Here is a 15,080-nt window from a genome sequence, read left to right as displayed (position 1 = left end):
GCCTCGTTGACCGGGGCCGCGCGCCGAGGCGGTCGGGGGTCCTCGCCAGCGTGGTCTTCGGCGGGCACGCTTTTAGCGGCTTTGCGCCCCCCGCAACAGGCCGGGCGCGCGGTTTTGATCGCCTGCGGCGGTCGGCGCGCTCCGGCGGGGCACATTTTGCCTCAAAAGGCGGATTCAGGATGGTGCAGCGCTAGCCGCGCTTCAGGATTTCGACGCCGTCGACGGTCTGTACCAGCACATAGGGCGCGAGCAGGGCCCTGAGCTCGGGGTCGGAACGCGCCCAATCGCCCCAGTCGCTGTTCTGATTGTCGATCAGGACGACGTCGGGCGGCTGCTTCCGGAAGTCGGCGATGATCCCGGCGCGTTCGCGTTCCACATAGGGCGCGAGCCGCTGCGCCGTCTGTGAATCGATGGTTCCGTCCTGTTGCGATCGGCGGACGATTTCCCGGACCCAGAACGCCTCCTGGCGCGAGATCCAGGTGCCACCGAGGGTCCGCACCATCGGGTGGCCGATGACCGCGGCCGCGCTGAGCACCAGCATGCTCGGTCGCGGCCCGAGTCGCGCCACCTGGGCTTCGATCTGCCGGACGTCGACGCTGCCATTGAACCAGAAGCAGGTCTGCACGAACAGCACGGCGCCGGCGAGAGCGGTGGCGACCTGCGGCCAGCGCCGCATGTCGCGGCGGGTGTCGATCGCCGACGCGGCGAGGCCGGCGGCGAGCAACGCCAGCGCGACCATGGGATAGGCGTGATAGCCCCAGCCCTTCTGCTGCGCGACGAACGACACCAGGAATCCGAGCGATCCGGCCAGCGTGGTGAAAGACGCCGCGTCGCGCGCGTGCTGCCGGCGTTGGAGGAGGAGAATGGTGATCGCTGCGGCAAGCCACAGGCCCATCGGCAGGGTCACGAGGATGGTCGGCACCGGCGCCTTCAGGAGCAGATAGACGTCGCGGACCAGCGGATAGATGAGCGTGAAATATTCGGGAAAGAACAGGTAGATACAGGCCGCGTTGAGCAGCACCAGCGCCGCGGCGATCCAGTTCTCCAGCGCGAACAGCACGCGCCAGTCGCGCGCCTGCGCGGCGGCGGCGAGAATGCAGAAGCCGGCGCTGAAGGCGAAATAGGGCTTGAAGCTCATCGTGAGGCCGGCGCTGAGCCCGGCGATGAGCACGGCGGCCGGGCCCACCCGCTCGCCCCTGGCGCGCAGGATGTACACCGCGATCGCCGGCAGGATCGTGATCAGGGCCAGGTGTTCCCGCTGGCCGAAATCATACATCGGCGCGATCAGGAGCAGGGCGGCCGTCCACGCCGCCAGCCAACCGTCGGCGAGGCGATGGCGCAGCGCCGATGTCCGCAGCACCAGCCACACCAGCGTCAGGGATGCCGCGGCCAGCGCGAAGATCAGGATGTTCGTCGCCAATTCGGGCCTGAGATGGATCGCACGCGCCAGCGCGACGGCCAGCAGATAGACCGATCCGGCCATCGGCGGATTGGTCTCGAGGATGTCGACGTAGAGCCGCTGGCCATCGAGCATGCGCTCGCTGACGAGGAGCCACCAGCTGACATCGACATTGAGGGGAAGGGTGTATCGCAGCCACGCCGCTGCAACCACGATGGCGCAGATCAGCAGTCCGGGGAACGTGGCCTGGCCGGCTTCGCGCGCACGCTGCGGAAAGCCCCAATCGGTGTCGATGACCATGCCTCATTCCCGTCCCAGGAGTGCGGCAGGCTAGGGCCCGTGGGTTAACAACGCATTTCGGCCATCGGGGCAGATCCGGAGTACCGGATTCGTTGCTCCCTGCCCGCGACCGCACCCTCCCGTTTAGGGCGCTGCCAAGGTCGATTGGCCCTTCTTGATGAGTCCGCGAGGTCGTTCGGCGAGGGCCGTGATTTTCGTGGGGTCGAACCCCTGGTCCGGTCCTTGCGGGCCACTCCCCCCCTCCTATATGACGCTCATCGTCGCAATATCGCGAGCATTTGATCTGAGGGGGTTTTGGATGGGGGCGCCGTCAGGGCCCCACCCAACCTGCCGCAAAAAGAAGGATATGAGACCATGGGAAAGGTCATCGGGATCGATCTCGGCACCACGAATTCGTGTGTGGCCGTTATGGACGGCAAAACGTCGAAGGTCATCGAGAACGCCGAGGGCATGCGCACCACGCCGTCGATCGTTGCCTTCAGTGACGACGGCGAACGTCTGGTCGGTCAGCCGGCCAAGCGCCAGGCCGTGACCAACCCCGAGCGCACCTTCTTTGCGGTCAAGCGCCTCATCGGCCGCCGCTACGATGACCCGATGGTCGAGAAGGACAAGAAGCTCGTCCCCTACAAGATCGTCAAGGCCGGCAACGGCGACGCCTGGGTCGAGGCCGACGGCAAGACCTATTCGCCCTCGCAGGTCTCCGCCTTCATCCTGCAGAAGATGAAGGAGACCGCGGAAGCCCATCTCGGCCAGAAGGTCGACCAGGCCGTCATCACCGTCCCCGCTTATTTCAACGACGCCCAGCGTCAGGCCACCAAGGACGCCGGCAAGATCGCGGGCCTCGAGGTTCTGCGCATCATCAACGAGCCGACCGCGGCGGCGCTCGCCTACGGCCTCGACAAGACCAAGGCCGGCACGATCGCCGTGTACGACCTCGGCGGCGGCACCTTCGACGTCTCGATCCTGGAGATCGGCGACGGCGTGTTCGAGGTGAAGTCGACCAATGGCGACACCTTCCTCGGCGGTGAAGACTTCGACATGCGTCTGGTCAGCTACCTCGCCGACGAATTCCAGAAGGAGCAGGGCATCAACCTGCGCAACGACAAGCTCGCTCTGCAGCGCCTGAAGGAAGCTGCCGAGAAGGCCAAGATCGAGCTGTCGTCGACCACGCAGACCGAGATCAACCTGCCCTTCATCACCGCGGACCAGTCCGGTCCGAAGCATCTGACGATGAAGCTGACCCGCGCCAAGTTCGAGGCGCTGGTGGCCGACCTCGTCGAGAAGACCATCGAGCCGTGCCGCAAGGCGCTGAAGGATGCCGGCCTGACCGCCGGCGAGATCGGCGAAGTGGTGCTGGTCGGCGGCATGACCCGCATGCCGAAGATCCAGGAGATGGTGAAGCAGTTCTTCGGCAAGGAGCCGCACAAGGGCGTCAACCCCGACGAGGTGGTGGCGATCGGTGCCGCGATCCAGGCCGGCGTGCTGCAGGGCGACGTCAAGGACGTGCTGCTGCTCGACGTGACCCCGCTGTCCCTGGGCATCGAGACCCTGGGCGGCGTGTTCACCCGCATCATCGACCGCAACACCACGATCCCGACCAAGAAGAGCCAGGTGTTCTCGACCGCCGAGGACAATCAGAACGCGGTCACCATCCGGGTCTTCCAGGGTGAGCGCGAGATGGCGGCCGACAACAAGATGCTCGGCCAGTTCGACCTGATGGGCATTCCGCCGGCCCCGCGCGGCATGCCGCAGATCGAGGTGACGTTCGACATCGACGCCAACGGCATCGTCAACGTGTCGGCCAAGGACAAGGCCACCGGCAAGGAGCAGCAGATCCGCATCCAGGCCTCGGGTGGTCTGTCGGAAGCCGACATCGACAAGATGGTCAAGGACGCCGAGGCGAATGCCGCGGCGGACAAGAAGCGCCGCGAGGCGGTCGACGCCAAGAACCATGCCGACGCGCTGGTGCATTCCACCGAGAAGGCGCTGGCCGAGCATGGCTCGAAGGTCGCCGACACCGAGCGTCGCGCCATTGAGGATGCCGTCAGCGACCTCAAGGAAGCGCTGAAGGGCGACGATGCCGAGGCGATCAAGGCCAAGACCAACACCCTGGCCCAGGCGTCGATGAAGCTCGGCGAGGCGATGTACAAGCAGCAGGCCGAGAGCGACGCGGCCCGCGACGCCGCCAAGGATGACGTCGTCGACGCGGAGTTCACCGAGGTCGACGACGACAAGAAGAAATCTGCTTAACTGAGGCAGAGGTAATGACCATGACCCCCATGCCAAAGAGCGCTTTCAGCGGCTCGTTGGATGGGGGTCATTTTCATTGACCCGGAACGCGCGGCGATCGCGCCAGCCGTTCCTGTTGGGCGAAGTTCGGGCGGGTTTGATTGATGTCCACCAAGCGCTGCTACTACGAGACCCTGGAAGTCGAACGCGACGCCGACGAGGGCAAGCTCAAGGCCGCCTTCCGCAAGCTGGCCATGAAGTGGCATCCGGACAAGAATCCGGGCGATGCCTCCAGCGAAGTGAAATTCAAGGAAATCAACGAGGCCTATGAGGTGCTGCGCGACGCCGACAAGCGCGCCGCCTACGACCGCTATGGCCACGCCGCCTTCGAGCAGGGCGGCATGGGCGGCGCGCACGGCTTCGGCGCCGGCTTTGCCTCCTCGTTCTCCGACATCTTCGAAGACCTGTTCGGCATGGCCGGCCAGCGGCGCGGCGGCACGGGGCGCGAGCGCGGCGCCGACCTGCGCTACAACATGGAAATCACCCTGGAAGAGGCGTTCCAGGGCAAGACCGCTCAGATCGAGATTCCGGTCTCGGTGACCTGCGAGTCCTGCTCCGGCACCGGTGCCAAGGCCGGCACCAAGCCGAAGACCTGCGCGATGTGCGGCGGCGCCGGCCGCGTCCGGCAGGCGCAGGGCTTCTTCACCCTGGAGCGCACCTGCCCCGGCTGTCATGGCCGTGGCCAGATGATCGAGGACCCCTGTCCGTCCTGCTCCGGCTCCGGCCGCGTCACCCGTGACCGCACGCTGTCCGTCAACATTCCCCAGGGCGTCGAGGACGGCACCCGCATCCGTCTCGCCGGCGAGGGCGAAGCCGGCCTGCGCGGCGGACCGCCCGGCGATCTCTACATCTTCCTGTCGCTGACGGCCCACGAGTTCTTCCAGCGCGACGGCGCCGACCTGCACTGCCGCGTGCCAATCTCGATGGTGACGGCGGCGCTCGGCGGCGAGTTCGAGGTGCCGACGATCGACAAGGGCAAGACCAAGGTCAAGATTCCCGCCGGAGCGCAGTCCGGGCGCCGGTTCCGGATCGCGGCCAAGGGCATGCCGGTGCTGCGCTCGCGCCAGACCGGCGACATGTATGTCCAGATCGTGGTCGAGACGCCGCAGAACCTGACCAAGAAGCAGCAGGAGCTGCTGGCCGAGTTCGAGAAGCTGTCGTCCGGAGCGACCCAGCCCGAGGCGGCCGGCTTCTTCACCAAGGTGAAGGACTTCTTCGGCAAGGCGGCGAGCTGAGCCGTGAGTTCAAGCAAGCACGGCCTCGTGGTTTCGCCGAATGATTTCGGGATTCAGATTCAGAGGTCGAGCGAATTTGCTGCTCTGCACATGCAAAAAATTATCGAATGCAACTGTAAGAGCGCGGACCCGCCAGCCTTAATCGTACGTTACGGTTCGGCTTGACCGTCCCGCCTGCGCCCTATACGTCTTTGTGACTCTTTTCTGACATCGCCGTGAAAGCGGTCCCGTCTGGTACCGAGATGCCCCTGCAAACGTCCGTGCGTGCGTCGAAAAAGCCTCTCCGTCTGGACGACGAAGTGCGCTTCCTCCGCTCATGGATCGAAAAGCCGCTGCATATGGGCGCCGTCATGCCGTCGGGCCGGCTGCTGGCGCGGACCATGGCGCAGTACGTCGATCCGCACGGCACAGGCCCTGTCATCGAGCTCGGACCGGGCACCGGCGCGATCACCAACGCGCTGGTCGAGCGCGGGGTCGATCAGAAGCGGCTCGTGCTGGTCGAGTACAATCCGGGCTTCTGCGCGTTGCTGCGCGACCGCTACCCGCAGGCCAAGGTGGTCCAGGGCGACGCCTATCGCCTCCGCGACACGCTCTGGAACGTGCTCAGCGCCCCTGCCGCGGCCGTCGTCTCCGGCCTGCCGCTCGTGACCAAGCCGATGCTGACCCGCATGAAGCTGATCCGCGACGCGTTCGCGGCGATGTCGCCGAATGCGCCGTTCGTGCAGTTCACCTATTCCGTCGTGCCGCCGATTCCGAAGTCGCTGCCCGGCGTCACCACGCAGGCCTCCGAGCGCATCTGGATGAACCTTCCGCCGGCGCGCGTCTGGGTGTATCGCAAGCCCTGACCGGCGGCCGCGATCCTTCGTGGCGGGTCGCTGACCGACCTCACGATGTCCGCGCTGAAGATCCTCATCATTCCCGGCTCGACCCGGGCCGGCTCGCACAACGCGAAGCTCGCCGCGGCCGCCGCCTATCAGTTCGTGCAGGCTGGCGCCGACATCACCCGTATCTCGCTCGCTGACTTCCCGCTGCCGATCTACGACGCCGACCTCGAGGCGCAATCGGGCATGCCGCATCACGCCGTGAATCTGACGCGCATGATCGGCGTCCATCATGCCGTGCTGCTGGTGACTCCGGAATACAACGCCTCGGTGCCGCCGCTGCTGACCAACGCCATCACCTGGATCTCGCGCGTCGACGAGCCGCCCGGCAGCCGCGGCGCGGTGTTTCGCAGCCGGCCTTTCGCGATCGCCGCCGCTTCCGAGAACCGCTTCGGCGGCATCCGCGCGCTCGCCGCCTTGCGGCTGGTGCTGACCGCCTGCAATGCGACGGTGATCCCAAGCCAGCTCGCGCTGGCCTTCGCCGACAAGGCCTACAACGACATGGACCGGCTCAAACTGCCCGCTGACGTCACCGCGCTCGACGCGCTGGTGCGGGAGCTGATCGCAACAGCGCAACATACGATGTGAGGTGACATGCCGACCGAGATTGCTCCGCGCGACCGCCTGATCGTGGCGCTCGACCTGCCCGGCGTGGCCGAGGCCGAGGCGATGATCGCCAGGCTGGGCGAAGCCGTGACGTTCTACAAGATCGGCATGGAGCTGACCTATGCCGGCGGCCTCGGCCTCGCCGGGCGCCTCGCGGCCGAGGGCAAGCACGTCTTCATGGACCTCAAGCTGCACGACATTCCGACCACGGTCGAGCGCGCCACGAGGCAGATCGCCCGGCTCGGCGCCCGTTTCCTTACCGTGCATGGCTTCTCGCAGAGCATGCGAGCGGCGCTCGCCGGCGCCGCCGGCTCCAGCCTCGAGCTGCTCGCCGTCACCGTGATGACGTCCTACGATGATGCCGACCTCGCCGCCGCCGGCTACGCCATGGGCGTCAAGGAGCTCGTCGCCAGGCGCGCCGTGCAGGCCAAGGAGATCGGCATCCACGGCCTGATCCTGTCGCCCGAGGAAACGGCGCTGGTGCGTCCGCTGGTCGGGCCTGACATGCAGCTCGTGACCCCCGGGATCCGCCCGGCGGGATCCGACGTTGGCGACCAGAAGCGCATCATGACCCCGGCCCTGGCGATCGCCGGCGGCGCCGACCGCCTCGTCGTCGGGCGTCCCGTCACCGGCGCGGCCGATCCGGCGGCGGCCGCCGAGAGCATCGTCGCCGACATCGTCGGCGCGGTCGCGCTGGTCGGCAAGAGCAACCGAGCTTAAGCAAGAGCGAACGAGAGCAAGGAGACGACAGGGATGCCCAAGGCCTATTGGATCGCGCGGATCGACGTGCATAACATGGATGGCTACAAGGAATACGTCGCGCAGAACGGCGCGGTGTTCCACCAGTATGGCGCCAAGTTCCTGGTCCGCGGCGGCCAGTACGAGACCAGGGAAGGCACCTCGCGCTCGCGCAACGTCGTGATCGAGTTCAAGGACTATGCGACCGCGCTGGCGTGCTACAATTCTCCCGAATACCAGCGGCTCGTGGCAATGCGTGCGCCGCATTCGCAAGGCGATCTGGTGATCATCGAGGGCTATGACGGCCCGCAGCCCTGATCGCCGCCCGCCCCACACCACGCGCGACCTGGCCTCGCTCGGTTGCCGCCGCCATCGGCCCCGGCTATAGCCCTTGAAGGAGCGGAGGAGCTGAGATGTCCAAGATGCGCTTGATCGTTGCCGGAGCTGGCGGCCGCATGGGCCGCGCCCTGGTGCGTGCAATCGCCGAGACCGACGGCGCCGTGCTGGCGGGTGCGCTCGAAGCCCCCGGCTCGGAGCTGATCGGCAAGGACTCCGGCGCCCTCGCCGGCCTGCCTGCCAACGGCATCAAGCTGTCGGGCGACCTCTGGACCATGTCCGCCGAGGCCGACGGCATCCTCGATTTCACCGTCCCGGCCGCGACCATCGCCAACGTCGCCATCGCCGCCGAGCGCGGCATCGTCCACGTCGTCGGCACCACCGGCCTGTCGTCGTCGGACGACGCCGTCATCAAGAGCGTCACCAAGCGCGCCATCGTCGTGCAGTCCGGCAATATGAGCCTCGGCGTCAACCTGCTGGCGGCGCTGGTCAGGCAGGTGGCGAAGTCGCTCGACGCCGGCTTCGACATCGAGATCCTCGAGATGCATCACAAGCACAAGGTCGACGCGCCCTCCGGCACCGCGCTGATGCTGGGACGTGCGGCTGCCGACGGCCGCGGCATCCCGCTCGACCAGCACTCTGCTCGCGGCCGCGACGGCATCACCGGCGAGCGCCGCGCTGGCGACATCGGCTTCGCCTCGCTGCGCGGCGGCACCGCCGCCGGCGATCACAGCGTCATCTTCGCCGGTCCCTCGGAGCGGCTGGTGCTGTCGCACCAGGCCGAGGACCGCATGATCTTCGCCCATGGCGCGCTGAAGGCGGCGCTGTGGGCGCATGGCAAGCCGCCGGGCTACTACACGATGGACGACGTGCTCGGCCTCAAGGATCTGTTCTAGTTCAACGTCGATGGAAGCGAACTGATGAGCGAACGTCTCCTGGTGCTGGTGCGCCACGGCCAGAGCGAGTGGAATCTGAAGAACCTGTTCACCGGCTGGAAGGATCCGGACCTGACCGAGCAGGGCGTGGCCGAGGCCAGGGAGGCCGGGCGCAAGCTGAAGGCGCAGGGGCTCGTCTTCGACGTTGCGTTCACCTCGGTGCTGACGCGCGCCCAGCACACGCTCGACCTGATCCTGACCGAGCTCGGCCAGACCGGCCTGCCGACAAGTAAGAATCTCGCGCTCAACGAGCGCGACTATGGCGACCTCTCGGGCCTCAACAAGGACGACGCCCGCGCCAGATGGGGCGAGGAGCAGGTCCACATCTGGCGCCGCTCCTACGACGTGCCGCCGCCCGGCGGCGAAAGCCTCAAGGACACGCTGGCCCGCGCGCTGCCCTACTACGTCCAGGAGATCCTCCCGGGCGTCCTCCGCGGCCAGCGCACCCTCGTCGCCGCCCACGGCAACTCGCTCCGCGCTTTGATCATGGTGCTGGAGAAGCTCTCCCCGGAAGGCATCCTGAAGCGCGAGCTCGCCACCGGCGTGCCGATCATCTACCGGCTCAACGCGGATTCGACCGTGGAGTCGAAGCTGGACCTGGCGGGCTGATCGAGCACGCAGGCTAAGCGAGCTAATCAGCTCGTCATGCCCGGGCTTGACCCGCCTGCGCGGCCGAAGCCGCTTCGGCGCGGCGAAGGCCCGGGCATCCATCCCCTTCGATCGACTGTTTTCAAAGAAGCTGGATGGCCGGGTCAAGCCCGGCCATGACGGTCTGAGTGACCTAACCGCGACCGGCCACTCAGATCGCGGTTCGCGGACGCGTGCCTGGACACACTCCGCGCAGTACGGCCGCGCCAAACGTCTTTCCCCGATTCACATCTCAAACAACTAAGACACAGCTCCGCGATCTCGCGGCGTCATCGCCCGAGTCCTGCATCGAACCATGTCCCTCCGAAAATCGAGAGGGCGCAGGGAATGCCGGGTGAAGGCCTCACCCATGGCCCGCCTGCGTCAAAAAATGCAGGCGGCAGGTACCACAGGTGCTGCCGATCATCCGGCATTCCCTGCGCGACGGTCTTAACGCTTATACGCAGTCTCCCTGGTGCGCCGGGCTTGTTGGCCACCATCCCCACGCGAAGCGAAGCTTCGTCGTGAGTTGATACCAGCGTCGGGGTATCAGGACCCTGCGACTTCACGTCCGCAATCCAGCCGTTCGTCGGCGCGCCCGAAGACACGCTGCGGCAGACTGCGGCCATCGCCTCCCCACCTCGCGTGTCGTGACGATCGCGCGCAACGCCCCTCTCGTTGAGGCGGGATGGAGGGATAAGATCATAAATTCGGAAAAAGCTCAAGTCAATTTTAAGAACCAGAATTCTCGCTCTGCAAGTCCATTTCGTCGGGCTTGAGGATTTCCTCCAAACTCCAGGGAGAGCGACCGGACCGAACTTTGGCCCACGTCGTCGCGATTTCGTTAAGGTCACTGGCAGCGGCAGTCCCGACCGAGCAGGCGTTGATGTGCGGACAAGAAAAACTGGTGCGTTCGGGGGTTTCCCGGTGTTGCCGAGGTCATGACACAACGATATTGTTGTGTTATGATTCCTCAGCTTGTAGAGTTGGCGGGCGCACCTTTCGCTGTCCTGCCTCCCGGCATTCACTGGGCAACGATGGATGAAATCCGGACTCGTTTCGGACAAGCCTCCCGTCGTGCTTGGCTATTCGATGGAATATCGGCCGTGGCCGAGGCCTTACAGCGAGCAAAGTGCGCGCGGATGTACATAGATGGAAGCTTTGTGACCCAAAAACCCGAGCCCAACGATTTCGACGGATGTTGGGACGCGACGAATGTTGTTGCCGCCCTTCTTGATCCCGTCCTTCTCGACTTTAGCAACGGTCGAGCCAAACAAAAACTAAAGTATCGAGGAGAAATGTTCATCGCTGGCATGTCCAACGGCGGATCGCAGCCGTTTCTGGATTTCTTCCAGCGCGACAAGTTCACTGGGGAAGCGAAGGGGATTATCGGCATCGAACTCGGGTCGACGTATGGAGCGCTACGATGATAACAAACGAGCGCCAGTACAAAATCACAAAAAGCGAAGTTGATCGCTTCAGAACAGCCCTTCAAGAGTTTAACGAAATTGAACTCATTAAGCAGGGCATAGATCCAGTCATAGTTGCCGCGCAACGTAGTTCTTTGGAGCAGCAACTACACGATCTTCGTGTTCAGATCTCTGAGTACGAAACTCTGCGATCCGGAAACGTAACCCGCCTCTTCCCTAGCTCAATTCGTGAAATCGGTCAGTCCTTGATCGAGGCAAGGGTCGCTCGGAATCTCTCTCAGCGCGAGTTAGCTGAACGTCTTGGGATGAAGGAGCAGCAGATTCAAAGGTATGAGCAAGAGCGATATTTGACTGCCAACCTGAATCGCATAGCGGAAGTCGCAGACGCTCTACAGTTCGATTTGGTTGCCTTCTTCGAATCGAGGACTGATATGGTTCTCGAAGAAATCGCACCTAACCTCAAACGTGGCTTTGATGTAGGCAAGCTCCCTATCAAGGAGATGAAGAAGCGTGGTTGGCTGTCCACGATCAAGCTGCCGCAGCAGCTAACCGGACCACTGAGCGACGCTCAGCTAGCTGCCGCCTTTGTGTCGCAGGCAGTTAGCACTTACGCGCTACACAGGCAGAACATCCGACTAGGATGTAAGCAGGATGAATATGCACTACTCGCTTGGAAGGCGCGCATATTGCAGAGAGCAAGAGATTTGGAGGTCCGGACTCCGGCGGGTCCGCTAGAGGCGGCGCAGTCGCTTGTCCCATCTCTGGTTCGATTAAGTCCGAGAAAGACCGGCCCTATAGAAGCTATAGAGTTGCTCCGACGTCACGGAGTAATCGTCGTGATCGAACCTCATCTACCGGCGACCCATCTAGATGGGGCGGCGATGATGAGTGATGATAAGCCGATCATTGCTCTTACTCTTAGGCATGATCGCTTTGACAATTTCTGGTTTACGTTGTTGCACGAGCTTGGGCATATCTTTCTTCATCGGAATCAGGGTCTAAAAGATGGCTTCTTTGACGAGGAGGGGGCGCCGTCAGCTGATGAACTTGAAAGAGAAGCTGACAATTTTGCTGAAAGCGCCCTGATACCCACTGAAGTGTGGGCAAAGTCGTTCGTCCGGTTCACTCGAGACAAGAATCAAGTGTTAGAATTCGCGAAGAATCACGGCATATCGAGTGCGGTGGTCGCTGGACGGCTCCGTCGTGAACGCAAGGACTATTCACTATTTAGTGAACTCGTTGGTCAAGGGCAGTTGCTGAAGATGATGTCTTCCGCAGGATTCCTGGAGAAATGAGATGCCGGCAATTGCGACGTTCAGGCATACTGATTGCTTGGCGATAATGAAGTGGAAGCAGGGCGAGCGAGCCGCACTTTCGACGTATAGCGCGAGTGCCAGCCGTCTTCATGTTCTCTTCGAAATACCGCCTGCTGGCGACTATGATCAGGAGAAACAACGGCCGCTGACGCCGACAGAGCACATCCGTTTGTTCGGTAAGAGACTTTGCGACGCTTGGGGAAACCGTGTTGTCTTCATTGACGCCGGATATATCGATGATGAACGCCATAAGGAGGGCTTCCCTAGACACCCGTTGACCGAGCTAATCGAAAGGGCTCGAACAGCTGGCGCGTTGGCGTGCCCAGCTATTTCTCCAAGTCACTCGACTGAATATGTTCGGGCTGTGAAGCGATTTGTTGAATGGAATCCCGGCTATCCCGTCTGTGTCAGGGTCCAGGCAAAACATCTCGATAGTCCGACGTTCCAAGCCGATTTGGAAAGTCTTATTCGTGATTTGAGATGCCGTCCGTCTGATTGCTTCCTCGTTTTGGATTTCCGGGCCTTAGACGCGCCTACAAGCGAAGCAGAGGATCAATTCGTTGAAAACCTCGCTGACCGTCTGGCTGAGATGCCCTTCCTGCACGACTGGTCCGGTCTGGCAGTAGCACTGAGCTCCTTTCCTGCAGAAATCAAAATGAAGCCCGGCCAAGTCAAAGAATTCCCGCGAACTGATCTGTCTGTCTATAAGAAGCTAATTCAAAATCGAAAGGTTCTCCTCCGAACTCCTATGTTTGGCGATTATGCTCTGGATACGTCACCCATTGTGAAGCCGCAGCGCCGGACACCGTCGGCCCAGCTGCGGTATTCAACCCCGAACCAATATGCCGTAGCGAAAGGAACGACAGTTAAAAAGCCATTCGGTTACGAATCGATCTTTCCCGTCGCCGATCTTCTCACCTCGCAGAGCTTCTTTATGGGAAAGGAATTTAGCGCGGGCGATGCCTTCATTGTTGGTCTCCAAGAGCGGCCGCCTGCAACCGGGAGCGCGTCAACTTGGCGGTGGGCTTCCACGGACCATCATCTGACTTGCAACCTTCGTTGGCTCTCGGAGCTTTACGGTCTTAGGGTCGCCGACGCAAAAGTGGAGTCGGAGCCGTACAGACAGTTGGAATTCACTTATGCAGAGAGCCCAAGCACGGCGCCTGAGGCGTCGGACAACAGAAATCAAGTAAGTGGGACGAAGGACGGTCGTCGCTAGATCAACTTCCTACCCCATCCCCACCTGCCCAGCCTCCCACCCGATCATCGCCTGCTTGCGCGTCAGGCCCCAGTGATAGCCCGTCAGCGCGCCGGTCTTCCCCAGCGCGCGGTGGCACGGCACCACGAACGAGATCGGGTTCTTCCCGACCGCCGCGCCCACCGCGCGCGAGGCCTTTGGCGACTCCAGCCGCGTCGCGATGTCTGAGTAGCAGACGGCGCGGCCCATCGGGATCTTGAGCAGGGTTTCCCAGACGCGGACCTCGAAATCGGTGCCGATCAGGACGACGCGCAGCGGCTGGTCGGGGCGCCACAGGGTCTTGTCGAAGATGCGCTGGGCGAGGCCGGCGGTGCCGGCGACGTCCTCGACGTAAGTGGCGCGGGGCCAGCGGCTCTTCATGTCCGCGAGTGCGGAGGCCTCCTCGCCGGGGTCGGCGAAGGCGAGGCCGGCGAGGCCGCGCGGGGTCGCCATCACCAGCGCGAGGCCGAACGGGCAGGGGTGGAAGCCGTAGCGCAGCGTGGTGCCGGCGCCGCCGGTCTTCCATTCGCCGGGCGACATCGCCTCGTGGGTGACGAACAGGTCGTGCAGGCGGCCGGGGCCTGACAGGCCGGAATCGAGCGCGGCGTCGAGCACGCTGGCCGAGCCCTTCAAGAGACCCTTGGCGTGGTCGAGGGTCAGCGCCTGCATGAACGCCTTCGGCGTCAGGCCGGCCCAGCGCCGGAACAGGTGGTGCAGCTCGTCCGGCGTCAGGCTGGCGGCGTCGGCCATGTCCTCGATGGTCGGCTGCCGGCGCCAATGCTCCGAGATGAACGCGATCGCGCGGCGCACGGCGTCGTAGTCGCGCAGGTCAGCGGATTGTTGCGGGCCCGGCTTGGCCAGGGCGGAATCGTGAATGGCGAGGGTCATCATGGGTCCGGATGTAGGGCGGCCGGGGCGGGGACTCCACCCGATTTCTGATCGCGGGGCTAGGGGGGCGGCCGGTTTTGGTCTGATCCGGGACGGTGCTGGCTTGCTCCGTCATTCCGGGGCATCGCGCAGCGATGAGCCCGGAATCCATAACCACGAGAAGACGTGTGAGGCGAGATGCCCACTCCTCGCGTGCCCCACATGATGTCCTGTGGGTATGGGTTTCGGGCTCGCGCTGCGCGCGCCCCGGAACGACGGCGGAGGTGATGGTGCGTACTTCCGTCTGGGTACCAGACCCGCCGCGCAGTCCCGCCGGCCCGCTACAGCGGATTATACACCGGCCCGCGTTTCGCGGCCTGCAGCCCGGCCGTCAGGGCTTTCGCAAAGCTCGCCTTTTCCTCCGGCCCGAGAAAGCTCGCGATGGCGACGCGCTGGCCACGGGCGACGAGGTACAGGCGCTCGATGCCGAACTCCTCGTGGGTCTCCTGGTCGAGCCGCACCCACAGCGGGTTGAAGCGCCATTCCATGACATGGCCCTTGTGGCTCACGCGGCGCAGGCGCAGCTCGGTCAGGGTGATCGTCACGTCCTCATAGGCGTTGGCGCGGCGGAAGTTGACCTTGAAGGCCCAGTAGATCGCCAGCGCGTCGAGGCCGAAGAAGCCGAGCACCGGCCAGGCGCCCATCAGCAGCGAGGCGAGGCCGCCGATGAAGCTGATGGCGCAGACCACGACCATCAGGACCAGAAAGCCGGTGCGGCCGAGCGAGCGATGCGGCGTCAGCCGGGCCGAGAACAGCTCGGGATCAGCGGCGGCGGTGCCGGTCTCCTGATACGCAAAAGCATTGCCTGGCGTCATGGGGCCTCA

Annotated in this window: 14 protein-coding genes; 11 read left to right on the top strand and 3 right to left on the bottom strand. The window is 64.0% G+C overall.

The genetic code is table 11. The features are described from left to right. Positions 1-190: 190 nt before the first annotated feature. Positions 191-1,699, bottom strand: a complete 1,509-nt coding sequence (locus ACQR10_RS02220; RefSeq protein WP_315805610.1) for a hypothetical protein — start codon at positions 1,697-1,699, stop codon at positions 191-193. Positions 1,700-2,053: 354 nt separating this feature from the next. On the opposite strand from ACQR10_RS02220, the gene dnaK reads away from it, so the two are divergent. The 11 genes from dnaK (at position 2,054) to ACQR10_RS02165 (ending at position 13,311) form a co-directional block, all read left to right on the top strand. Further along, positions 2,054-3,949, top strand: coding sequence for a molecular chaperone DnaK (dnaK, locus tag ACQR10_RS02215; RefSeq protein ID WP_315805611.1), 1,896 nt, complete (start codon positions 2,054-2,056; stop codon positions 3,947-3,949). Positions 3,950-4,092: 143 nt separating this feature from the next. Further along, positions 4,093-5,223 (top strand): molecular chaperone DnaJ, encoded by a 1,131-nt coding sequence (dnaJ, locus tag ACQR10_RS02210; protein ID WP_315805612.1) that lies wholly within the window; start codon positions 4,093-4,095, stop codon positions 5,221-5,223. A 242-nt stretch (positions 5,224-5,465) separates the two neighbouring features. Continuing rightward, positions 5,466-6,068: a class I SAM-dependent methyltransferase gene (locus ACQR10_RS02205; RefSeq protein ID WP_315805613.1), complete on the top strand. Its 603-nt coding sequence runs from the start codon at positions 5,466-5,468 to the stop codon at positions 6,066-6,068. Positions 6,069-6,113: 45 nt separating this feature from the next. Beyond that, positions 6,114-6,692, top strand: a complete 579-nt coding sequence (locus ACQR10_RS02200; RefSeq protein WP_434911774.1) for an NADPH-dependent FMN reductase — start codon at positions 6,114-6,116, stop codon at positions 6,690-6,692. Positions 6,693-6,698: 6 nt separating this feature from the next. Beyond that, positions 6,699-7,430 carry an orotidine-5'-phosphate decarboxylase gene (gene pyrF / locus ACQR10_RS02195; RefSeq protein WP_434911773.1) on the top strand — a complete coding sequence of 244 codons (732 nt, stop codon included), beginning with the start codon at positions 6,699-6,701 and terminating at the stop codon, positions 7,428-7,430. Between the two features lie 33 nt (positions 7,431-7,463). After that, the gene (locus ACQR10_RS02190; RefSeq protein ID WP_172113622.1) at positions 7,464-7,766 is read left to right on the top strand and encodes a DUF1330 domain-containing protein; all 303 of its coding nucleotides are present in this window, start codon (positions 7,464-7,466) and stop codon (positions 7,764-7,766) included. A gap of 95 nt (positions 7,767-7,861) precedes the next feature. Beyond that, the gene (gene dapB, locus ACQR10_RS02185; RefSeq protein ID WP_315805616.1) at positions 7,862-8,680 is read left to right on the top strand and encodes a 4-hydroxy-tetrahydrodipicolinate reductase; all 819 of its coding nucleotides are present in this window, start codon (positions 7,862-7,864) and stop codon (positions 8,678-8,680) included. Positions 8,681-8,704: 24 nt separating this feature from the next. Then, entirely contained in the window at positions 8,705-9,328 is a 624-nt protein-coding gene (locus ACQR10_RS02180; protein ID WP_434911772.1) for a 2,3-bisphosphoglycerate-dependent phosphoglycerate mutase, read from the top strand. 983 nt (positions 9,329-10,311) lie between these two features. Beyond that, positions 10,312-10,776, top strand: a complete 465-nt coding sequence (locus ACQR10_RS02175) for a DUF6932 family protein (protein WP_434911771.1) — start codon at positions 10,312-10,314, stop codon at positions 10,774-10,776. Continuing rightward, entirely contained in the window at positions 10,773-12,071 is a 1,299-nt protein-coding gene (locus tag ACQR10_RS02170; RefSeq protein ID WP_434911770.1) for a helix-turn-helix domain-containing protein, read from the top strand. The genes ACQR10_RS02175 and ACQR10_RS02170 overlap by 4 nt, the downstream gene beginning before the upstream one ends. A 1-nt stretch (position 12,072) precedes the next feature. Then, on the top strand, positions 12,073-13,311 hold the full coding sequence (locus ACQR10_RS02165; RefSeq protein ID WP_434911769.1) for a beta family protein: 1,239 nt from the start codon (positions 12,073-12,075) through the stop codon (positions 13,309-13,311). 9 nt (positions 13,312-13,320) lie between these two features. On the opposite strand, the gene ACQR10_RS02160 is transcribed toward ACQR10_RS02165, so the two are convergent. Both ACQR10_RS02160 and ACQR10_RS02155 read right to left on the bottom strand, forming a co-directional pair. Continuing rightward, complete coding sequence (locus ACQR10_RS02160) at positions 13,321-14,220, bottom strand: methylated-DNA--[protein]-cysteine S-methyltransferase (protein ID WP_434911768.1); 900 nt, start codon at positions 14,218-14,220, stop codon at positions 13,321-13,323. Between the two features lie 317 nt (positions 14,221-14,537). Beyond that, positions 14,538-15,071 carry a DUF2244 domain-containing protein gene (locus ACQR10_RS02155; protein ID WP_434887939.1) on the bottom strand — a complete coding sequence of 178 codons (534 nt, stop codon included), beginning with the start codon at positions 15,069-15,071 and terminating at the stop codon, positions 14,538-14,540. Between the last annotated feature and the right edge of the window lie 9 nt (positions 15,072-15,080).

The sequence above is a fragment of the Bradyrhizobium sp. HKCCYLRH2060 genome (genome assembly GCF_051168135.1).
GTDB lineage: Bacteria > Pseudomonadota > Alphaproteobacteria > Rhizobiales > Xanthobacteraceae > Bradyrhizobium.
This window is presented reverse-complemented; position numbering and strand designations above follow the sequence as displayed.

Coding starts and splice junctions, on each gene's coding strand:
- ACQR10_RS02220 (WP_315805610.1), bottom strand. CDS start 1,699: ATGGTCATCGACACCGATTGGGGCTTTCCGCAGCGTGCGCGCGAAGCC.
- ACQR10_RS02190 (WP_172113622.1), top strand. CDS start 7,464: ATGCCCAAGGCCTATTGGATCGCGCGGATCGACGTGCATAACATGGAT.
- ACQR10_RS02180 (WP_434911772.1), top strand. CDS start 8,705: ATGAGCGAACGTCTCCTGGTGCTGGTGCGCCACGGCCAGAGCGAGTGG.
- pyrF (WP_434911773.1), top strand. CDS start 6,699: ATGCCGACCGAGATTGCTCCGCGCGACCGCCTGATCGTGGCGCTCGAC.
- ACQR10_RS02155 (WP_434887939.1), bottom strand. CDS start 15,071: ATGACGCCAGGCAATGCTTTTGCGTATCAGGAGACCGGCACCGCCGCC.
- ACQR10_RS02160 (WP_434911768.1), bottom strand. CDS start 14,220: ATGATGACCCTCGCCATTCACGATTCCGCCCTGGCCAAGCCGGGCCCG.
- dnaK (WP_315805611.1), top strand. CDS start 2,054: ATGGGAAAGGTCATCGGGATCGATCTCGGCACCACGAATTCGTGTGTG.
- ACQR10_RS02200 (WP_434911774.1), top strand. CDS start 6,114: ATGTCCGCGCTGAAGATCCTCATCATTCCCGGCTCGACCCGGGCCGGC.
- ACQR10_RS02205 (WP_315805613.1), top strand. CDS start 5,466: ATGCCCCTGCAAACGTCCGTGCGTGCGTCGAAAAAGCCTCTCCGTCTG.
- dnaJ (WP_315805612.1), top strand. CDS start 4,093: ATGTCCACCAAGCGCTGCTACTACGAGACCCTGGAAGTCGAACGCGAC.
- ACQR10_RS02165 (WP_434911769.1), top strand. CDS start 12,073: ATGCCGGCAATTGCGACGTTCAGGCATACTGATTGCTTGGCGATAATG.
- ACQR10_RS02175 (WP_434911771.1), top strand. CDS start 10,312: ATGATTCCTCAGCTTGTAGAGTTGGCGGGCGCACCTTTCGCTGTCCTG.
- dapB (WP_315805616.1), top strand. CDS start 7,862: ATGTCCAAGATGCGCTTGATCGTTGCCGGAGCTGGCGGCCGCATGGGC.
- ACQR10_RS02170 (WP_434911770.1), top strand. CDS start 10,773: ATGATAACAAACGAGCGCCAGTACAAAATCACAAAAAGCGAAGTTGAT.